This is a genomic window from Microcoleus sp. A003_D6, assembly GCF_036702825.1.
Lineage (GTDB): Bacteria > Cyanobacteriota > Cyanobacteriia > Cyanobacteriales > Microcoleaceae > Microcoleus.
Window position 1 is genome coordinate 1 of the sequence record NZ_JAUBWA010000189.1, and the last position, 8,651, is coordinate 8,651.

The 8,651-nt window shown below is 47.9% G+C and carries 6 protein-coding genes; 4 read left to right on the forward strand and 2 right to left on the reverse strand.

Annotated features, from left to right (window positions below):
• Positions 1–97 precede the first annotated feature (97 nt).
• Positions 98–1,435 carry an ArsB/NhaD family transporter gene (locus QUB70_RS30165; RefSeq protein WP_332985383.1) on the reverse strand — a complete coding sequence of 446 codons (1,338 nt, stop codon included), beginning with the start codon at positions 1,433–1,435 and terminating at the stop codon, positions 98–100.
• A gap of 66 nt (positions 1,436–1,501) precedes the next feature.
• Here QUB70_RS30165 and QUB70_RS30170 point away from each other — a divergent pair, with 66 nt between their 5' ends.
• Positions 1,502–2,926, forward strand: coding sequence for a HAMP domain-containing sensor histidine kinase (locus tag QUB70_RS30170; protein WP_332985384.1), 1,425 nt, complete (start codon positions 1,502–1,504; stop codon positions 2,924–2,926).
• Positions 2,927–2,960: 34 nt separating this feature from the next.
• Positions 2,961–5,036, forward strand: a complete 2,076-nt coding sequence (bchD, locus tag QUB70_RS30175; RefSeq protein ID WP_332985385.1) for a magnesium chelatase ATPase subunit D — start codon at positions 2,961–2,963, stop codon at positions 5,034–5,036.
• Between the two features lie 62 nt (positions 5,037–5,098).
• Here the strand turns inward: bchD and QUB70_RS30180 are convergent, their stop codons facing one another.
• Entirely contained in the window at positions 5,099–5,422 is a 324-nt protein-coding gene (locus QUB70_RS30180; protein ID WP_332985387.1) for a PEP-CTERM sorting domain-containing protein, read from the reverse strand.
• A gap of 650 nt (positions 5,423–6,072) precedes the next feature.
• On the opposite strand from QUB70_RS30180, the gene QUB70_RS30185 reads away from it, so the two are divergent.
• Positions 6,073–6,801: a Bax inhibitor-1/YccA family protein gene (locus QUB70_RS30185; RefSeq protein ID WP_332985388.1), complete on the forward strand. Its 729-nt coding sequence runs from the start codon at positions 6,073–6,075 to the stop codon at positions 6,799–6,801.
• A 436-nt stretch (positions 6,802–7,237) separates the two neighbouring features.
• Positions 7,238–8,617: a tetratricopeptide repeat protein gene (locus QUB70_RS30190; protein ID WP_332985389.1), complete on the forward strand. Its 1,380-nt coding sequence runs from the start codon at positions 7,238–7,240 to the stop codon at positions 8,615–8,617.
• Positions 8,618–8,651: the final 34 nt, after the last annotated feature.

The following is an 8,651-nucleotide window of genomic DNA, read 5'->3' on the forward strand; positions in this document are numbered from 1 at the left end:
CCCAATGCCCAATGCCCAATGCCCAATGCCCAATGCCCAATGCCCAATGCCCAATGCCCAATGCCCAATGCCCAATGACTAATGACTAATGACTTCTTCAAATCAGAAACCGAATAGTTACATAAACAGCCGCACTTATTAATTGCAGTGCCATCACCGGAAGCCCGTAACGCAGAAAAGTTTGAAAAGAAATGCGGCGCCCGTGCAGTTCAGAAATTCCCGCCGCCACTATATTAGAAGAAGCTCCTACCAAAGTGCCGTTTCCGCCTAAAGTTGCTCCGTACATCATCGCATAAAACAGTGGCAGCACAGCAGGTGGAAACTGCCCTGCAAAATCCGGAGCCAGCACCTCTGCTGGTGCCATCCCGATATTGACAACATACTGTTTTAGCAGTGGCACCATCGCCACTACCAGCGGAATATTTGGCACTACGCTCGACATCAAACCCACAAAAAATAACAAAACTAAAGAACCAAGAAAAATATTTTTACCTAAAATCACTGCTAATATTCCAGATATATTGCCGATTACTCCGGTTTTTTCCAAACCGCCAATCAGCACAAAGATAGACATAAAAAATAGCAGCGTACTCCAATCTAAATCCCGCAAAATATTATTAACAGAATCAAGTTGGGAATGGTGGGCTAAAAGCATTGCCAAAGCAGCCCCCAACAAAGCAACGGCTGCCGGTGAAATAGGCACGGGTAGAGACTCTCCTATGACAAAAAATGTCAGCACGAAAGCTATAATTAAGCCGCCCACTGCTAAGACTCGCGGGTGATTGATTTTTGGATGCGGCAAATGTTCCAAATCGTCTAAATTTTTGTGCCAAATTTCACGGAACAGCCAAGGCAACATAACTAATATAACTGCTAATGCGATCGCCCCGCCCAAACTTAACTTTAGCAGGTAATCTGCAAAGCTCATGTTAATAGCATCGCCGACAATGAATGTCGCCGGATCGCCCACGATTGTCAGCAGTCCCGAACTGTTAGCCACAAATACCATTAAAATTAGTAACGGCACAAAATCTACACCGACTTCTTCTGCCATTGGCGGAATTAATGGTGCTAGCAGCATGACTGTCGTGGCATTGGGCAAAACTGCACAAATTGGCGTAGTAATGGCGACAATACCCAGCAAGAGATTTTTGCCTTTTCCTTTCGCCAAAAGAACCATTTGAGTTGCCAAGTATTCAAATACTTTGGTAGGCTCAAAGGCTCTCACCATTACCATGACTCCGAAAAATAAGCCCAGCGTGGCGTGACTCCGACCGATATATTCGATCGCGTTGTTTAACGTCATCACATGGGTAAAAACCAGAATCACCGCTCCCAGAAATGCCGCAACTGTTAGGTGTATCCATTCTGTAATTATTAAGAAAACTACACATATAAATGTTGCCGTAGCGATCGCAGCTTGCACGTTTTCCATTTAGTCCCCTGAAAAATTTAAATTTTAAAATTTAAAATATTTATCGTCACAAAATTATACTACTTTATGGCTATTCTGTCAATAAGTTTAAGTGCTGGTTTTGGCAGCAACAAGCTGGGATCGAGCGCTCGACAGAGATCCAGCACAGGAAAAAAATCACCTCAAAACTACTTCTTTTGGGAGGGTCGCGATCGCCCGAAGTTTGGTATGGCGATCGGGCCCTCGCTCAACTACAATGAAGCATGGGCAATATCTGCCAAACTTCACCCCCACGCCGACATCATGGACTACAGCCAAGTGCTCGCCGACAAAACCGATACTATCGTCAAAAACTGGATTGAAGCAGTACGCTTGGATCGGAAAATTGAAAGTGCTGAGGCCTTACCGCACTCAGCGATAGAAAATCACATACCTTACCTGCTGGCGGCGATGGCCACAGTGCTTTCCGAATATCAAAACAGCGAAATAAAACTAATAATTGAAGCCAGTTTAGATCACGGATTTCTCAGAGCCGAACAAGGCTACGACGCCGCAGAAGTAGCCCGGGAATACCATTTATTGCGTCAAGTAATATTCTCCCACTTAGAAGCCGAATTGCTAGCAGGAAGCGCCGCAGAAGTATTCAGAGCTTTTCGGCTGATAGATGCCGTAGTAGACGAAGCAATTGCCCAGTGTTTCGATAGCTACGTCGCTCAGAGGCTGCGGGAACTCGAACAAATCCAAACTCAGTTAAAACTCACCAATCAAGAACTCTCTCGCCTCGTCAGCGTCAACCAAGAAAACGTCTACCATTTAGCTCACGAACTCAAAACTCCCCTCAACTCAATTATCGGTTATTCCGAACTGTTTTTGCGCCAAGAAAAATGGCAATCCGAAATCAAAGATACCCTCCCCGGCATCGAACACATCGAGCGAGTATTGCGCAACGGCAGACAGTTGCTGCGCCTGATTAACGACGCCCTAGAACTTTCTCGCGCCGATGCCGGAAAAATTAAACTTCACCTGCGGCAAACTAATGTACGATCTGTAATTAACACCGTAGTAGAAATGATGCAGCCAATGGCTGATGCTAAAGGACTAAAGCTCACTGTTACCAGCGACTGCGCCCCAAAACAAGTAATCGCCGACTCTCAGCGGCTGCAACAAATTGTTACCAACCTGCTGAGCAATGCCATTCGCTATACAGAATTCGGTACCATCGAATTAAGCTGCCACCCTGCTGGAGAAGAAAATTGGGCGATCGCAATTACAGATACCGGCATCGGCATCGCCCCCGCAGATACCAACCGCATATTTGACCCCTTCTTTCAAGCAGGAGAAGCCGGCAAACAGCACTTTTCCCCCGACAGCACCGGTCTGGGATTAGCAATAGTATCGCGGCTCGTCACGCTGCTGCAAGGCAAAATAGAGCTAGTATCAGAAATAGGAGTCGGCTCAACTTTTACAGTGATTCTGCCCCTAGAAGTTAAAATCCTCCAAGAAGTAAGCTAAACATTAAGTTCAAATTTCCACATCCGAAAATCCTATGCCCGCAGCCAACATTAGCCCTTCCACAACAGCCTTTCCCCTCACCGCCGTAGTCGGGCAAGAAGCAATCAAATTAGCCCTGCTGTTAGCAGCAGTCGATCCCGGATTGGGAGGAGTGGCGATCGCAGGCCGCCGCGGCACAGCAAAATCAGTAATGGCCCGCGCCTTGCACTCCCTACTGCCACCAATTGAAATTGTTAAAGACTCTTTTTGCAACGCCGAACCTAATGATATTGCAGAAAAGGCATCTTTTCTATTAGAAGAAAGCGGGCAATATCCCCACAATACCGATACTAATTCCCCAGATAGTGAAATAATTCCCACACCATTCATTCAAATTCCCTTGGGTGTCACTGAAGACAGACTCTTAGGTTCAGTCGATGTCGAACAATCTGTAAAATTCGGTCAAACCGTATTTCAACCAGGACTATTAGCCCAAGCAAATCGAGGCGTACTTTATGTAGACGAAATCAACCTCCTCGATGACAACATTTCCAACCAATTGCTAACAGTATTAACCGAAGGGCGGAACCAAATAGAGCGCGAAGGTATCAGCTTTCAACACCCCTGCAAACCTCTATTTATTGCCACCTACAACCCAGAAGAAGGGCCGCTCAGAGAACATTTGCTCGATCGCATCGCGATCGTACTTTCAGCCGACGCAGCACTCGAACTAGAAGAAAGAGTCTATGCAGTAGAACAAGCTTTATCCTACTCCAGCTCCCCCCAAGAATTTCTCAATCAATACGCCGAAGACACCGACAACCTCAAAACCCAAATCATCCTAGCCAGAGAATGGCTCAAAGATGTCAGCATTAAACACGAACAAATAGCCTACCTAGTAGAAGAAGCCATCCGCGGCGCAGTTCAAGGACACCGCGCCGAAATATTCGCAGTCCGTGTCGCCAAAGCCGCCGCCGCCATCGAGGGACGCACAGAAGTTAACGCCGAAGACCTGCGCCGCGCCGTAGAACTCGTCATCGTACCCCGCGCCACCATCATCCAATCTCCCCCAGACGAAAACCCGCCTCCTCCCCCCCCGCCACCGCCTCCCCAAAACGAACAAGAACCAGAAGAAGACGAAGACGATGAAGAAGAAGACAAAGAAGACGAACCTCCAGAAGAACAAGAAGAGACTAGCATTCCCGAAGAATTTCTGTTCGACCCCGAAGGCGTAATTCTCGACCCCAGCGTGCTTTTCTTCGCCCAAAATGCCAACCGCCAAGGCAAATCGGGAAGCCGCAGCACCATTTTCTCCGAAGATAGAGGCCGTTACGTCAAGCCAGTATTGCCCAAAGGCCCCGTCCGCCGCATCGCCGTTGACGCCACCCTCAGAGCCGCCGCACCCTACCAAAAAGCCCGCCGCCAAAGGAATTCCGACCAGGAACCTACCGCAAGCGAGATCCCAAATCGAGAGAAGCGCGTATTTGTGGAACAGGGAGACATTCGGGCGAAGCGCTTGGCCAGAAAAGCTGGAGCTTTAGTCGTATTTGTCGTCGATGCTTCGGGTTCGATGGCCCTCAACCGGATGCAGTCGGCCAAAGGTGCAGTCATGCAGCTACTGACAGAAGCTTATCAAAGCCGCGACCAAGTTGCTTTGATTCCCTTTCGCGGAGAACAAGCAGAAGTGCTGCTACCGCCGACTCGCTCGATAGCTTTGGCCCGCAAGCGCTTGGAACGGTTGCCCTGCGGCGGGGGTTCCCCCCTGGCTCACGGTTTGACTCAAGCAGTGCGGGTGGGAGTCAACGCGCGGCAGTCTGGAGATATCGGTCAAGTTGCGATTGTCGCAATTACTGACGGGCGGGGGAATATTCCTTTGGCTCGTTCTTTGGGGGAACCGATTGTAGATGGAGAAAAGCCAGATATTAAAGCTGAATTGTTAGAAATTGCTGCCAAAATTCGCGGGTTGGGAATGCAGTTGCTGGTGATTGATACCGAGAGCAAGTTTATTTCTACTGGCTTTGCGAAGGAGTTGGCCAAGACTTCTGGCGGGAAATACTATCACTTGCCGAAAGCTACCGAACAGTCGATCGCAGCTATGACTAAAAATGCTCTGCGCGACGCGATCGGCTAAAATCCCGATCTCCGCGTTTATCTGCTGTTAAAAATCCAAAAATTAGACTTTTTGCCAAAAGTCTAATTTTTAACTCTGACTCTCCGGCGACTCACAGCCAGCGAACCCGCAATTAAACCCAAACCTACCACCGTCGAAGGCTCAGGAATTTTCACGGGCCGAGGCACCGGGCTTACCGTTCCCGGGCTCGGGCTTGGAGAAGTTGTACCTTGGCGGAGTTGACCGATATCAGCCAGCAGCAAATTGTCTGAACTCTGCCATGTAGCAGCGGTAGAAACGGCTCGGACATTAGCTGCAACGGCAGATTGACCGCCGGAAATAACGACAGCAGCCAAGAAAATTCCGGCTGTAGGTGGCAATAATTTGCGATCGAAAAAGGTGGACATTGGACATTACCTGTTTAGCATTTTGTCGATCGAACTCGATCTCTCGATTGTTAATTTTTTGGGCATTCCCTGTCTGAGCTAAGCTGTTGCGGCATTTAAACTACACAGTCAAAATTTGATAAAGTTCTTGTGGGGTGGGCCAGAAAGCCCGCACAAAAAATGCAATTTAGATGTAGAACAGCTTACCTTGGCAACTAACCAAACCGATTTGAGATTTTAGATGATTGCAGTTTCCTGTCCCTAGTTTCAACTCGCGTCGCAAATCAAAAACCTAAAATCAACTGCGGCCCCTACCTCTAGCATAGAGTCCTCAATCCCAAATCGTAAATCCCAAATCCAAAATTGATTGAGCTCACTTATCTGCGATTCGATCGACTTTAAGTTTGCCCCTCGCCGCAGATAGCGCCTGCCCTATAACCTTAATTATAGCTTTGCCGCGACGCGCAACGGTGCAATAGGGCGATCGTCCCGAGACAACAGCGACACGGCACAAACTTGTATGCAGTCGATTATACACAATCGCTCTCTGCTTTGAAGCGATCTTACCCCCGTTCTTTATCAAATCTTTAAACTCTTTCAGGTTTTGCAAACAAACTGTAAAGCTGTCAAAATATAGATAGCAATTCTCAGCCCTAATTAGGTAAATCCTCGTGAGTAACACTAGCAATTTCCGCGAAGCCGTGCGCGAGGCCAAAAACCAAGCGCTGGTAGGCCCCAACGTCATCGCCAACGCTCTCCCCTTTGTCGGCGGCGGACTCGTCTTAACTGCGGTAGGCGCCTACGGCGGCCTCGGAGTGATCCGCAACTACCCGGCAATCTTCTTTCCCACCTTCATCGCCGCGATCGTCGTAGAATTAATTCTGTTCTTCGTCGCCCGCGGTGCCGCCGAACAAGGCAACAAAAATACGGCTTTGCCCCTGCTGGCAACCTACAGCCTGCTTTCGGGCTACACCCTCAGCGGATTGGTATTTACAGCCCTCAGAACCCAAGGCGTCGGCATCTCCGGAATCGGTTTTGCAGCACTCGGCTGCGGCATTACCTTTATCGCCGCCCGCCAAATTGGCTCCAACCTTTCTGAACAAGACGGCATGGCCCTCACCAAAACTATCAGTTTAGGTGTCATTGCTTTGTTAGTCGTTGTTGGCGGTCAGTTTCTGCTCTCTCTATTTGGCATCTACACCCCAACTTGGTTGGAAATTGGCATTTCCGGCATCGGCGTATTTCTGTTCGCCGGCGCTGCGATCGTCGATTTTTACATATTACCCCGCAGCTACCGCGACGACCAGTATTTACCCGCCGCTCTGTCGATGTACTTGACATACATCAACTTGTTCATCTTTATTCTGCGCCTGCTGATTGCTCTCAACGGTCGCGATTAATTGAAACTTTAGCTTGTTAAAAAAAACTGCGGCTCGATCGAGCCGCGGTTTTTTTATTAAGTTTAGGAACTAAGATAGTGCTGGTGGCGTCTGCTTTCAGAATTAGTGATATTACTCCGCCCTAAAAGGGCAAAGCTTCTAAACCTCACGATTTAGATTTTCTGGTTGTTTCCTTACGGTTTTTCACCCACTATCTAGATATGTAGTTACCCGCATATCCCCGACGCTCTGATTGCCCAGACAGTTTCCTTTCCCGACCATCCATCGGTACAAATGCCAACCAGTTTATATCGTTTGGAGGCCCCGGCTTATGCCTGACTTTTACTCTCAAGATATCCGTTGTTTGCTTTCGGTATACACACTCTAACACAAAGCCGTCCTCAATGACGGGGTTTTCAACCCAATTTTCTGATAAAAAATCCATAGGAAAACATTCATGTACTTAAAATATGAAGATATCAGAAGAGTCAGCGTAGAAATCACTTCCAGGTGCAATGCAGCTTGCCCGCAGTGTCCCCGCACCGACAACCCGATTTTGCCGGGGGCGGAATTAAAGATGGAGGATATTGAGAGAATTTTCCCACAAGAGTTTTGTTCTCAATTGGATTGTGTCTATATGTGCGGCAACTACGGCGATGCTATGACTAGCAATACCACAATTCCGGCGATCGAGTATTTGCACCGCATGGGAGTTCCTCATGTTTCCCTGTACACCAACGGTAGCGGACGCAATCGCGACTGGTGGCAAGCCCTGGCAAAGGCGATGACAGGAGAAGACGATCGCGTAATTTTTAGTATCGATGGGTTGGCCGATACTAACAGCATTTACCGCCAAAATACCAACTGGGACAGGATAATGCAATCTGTTAATGCCTTTATCCAAGCAGGCGGAAAAGCTGTATGGCACTACTTGATATTTGAACACAACCAGCACCAAGTAGAAGCAGCGCGAGATTTAGCCAAACAACTAGGATTTGTCGAGTTTGTACCGAAAGCTACCTCTCGTTTTGTGGCGAAAGAGATTTATGACAAAGAGTCCGCAAATGAACAGCCTCAGAAGGCAGAAAACTCTCAGGTAGATGCTAAGAGCGATCGCCCAAACCAACCAGCAACAGCTAATGTAGCAGCCCCTCAAAATCAAACACAGACGGCTGTTGGGTTGCACAAACAAGCTGAGGAATGTTTGAAACAAGGACAGCTCTCAGAGGCGATCGCAGCCAGCCAACAAGCCCTAAAAATTCAACCTAATTTTGCAGCAGCCTGGAAAACTTTAGGCAACGCTTTTCAAGGTTTGGGGAAGATGCAAGCAGCAGCAGACTGTTACGCCAAGGCACTGCAAATCCAACCTAATTTTCCCGAAGTTTATGCTAATGTCGGCAGTCTTTACGCTCAACAGCAACAGTGGCAGCCAGCTAGTGCTTATTACCAAAAGGCGATCGAGCTTAAACCCAATTTTGCCGGAGCTTATCGCAATTTAGCTCAAGTGTTGACACAGTTGGGGCAACCTGAAAAAGCAAATTATGCTTGGTATCAAGCTCTAGCTATCGAAACCTCTCAAGCACCAGAACCAACTCATTCTGTCCCATCAAAGCCAGCCAGCGAAGAACTCCAACCCCCATCGTTGGAACAATATAAAAATCCACAGGGAGACCAATTTATCCAAGCTGTAGAAACATTTGGTAGCCTAAACAATTACTACCGAAATGTAGAAATTAGCTGTCAAACTCAAGCCACCAAAGAGATTTTTATCAGTTTTGAAGCGGAACTCTGGCCTGGGTGCATCTCACTTTGGCAAATATATCAAATTGAAAGTTGACCGTTGAGGTAAGCACAGCGAAGAGAAAGGATAG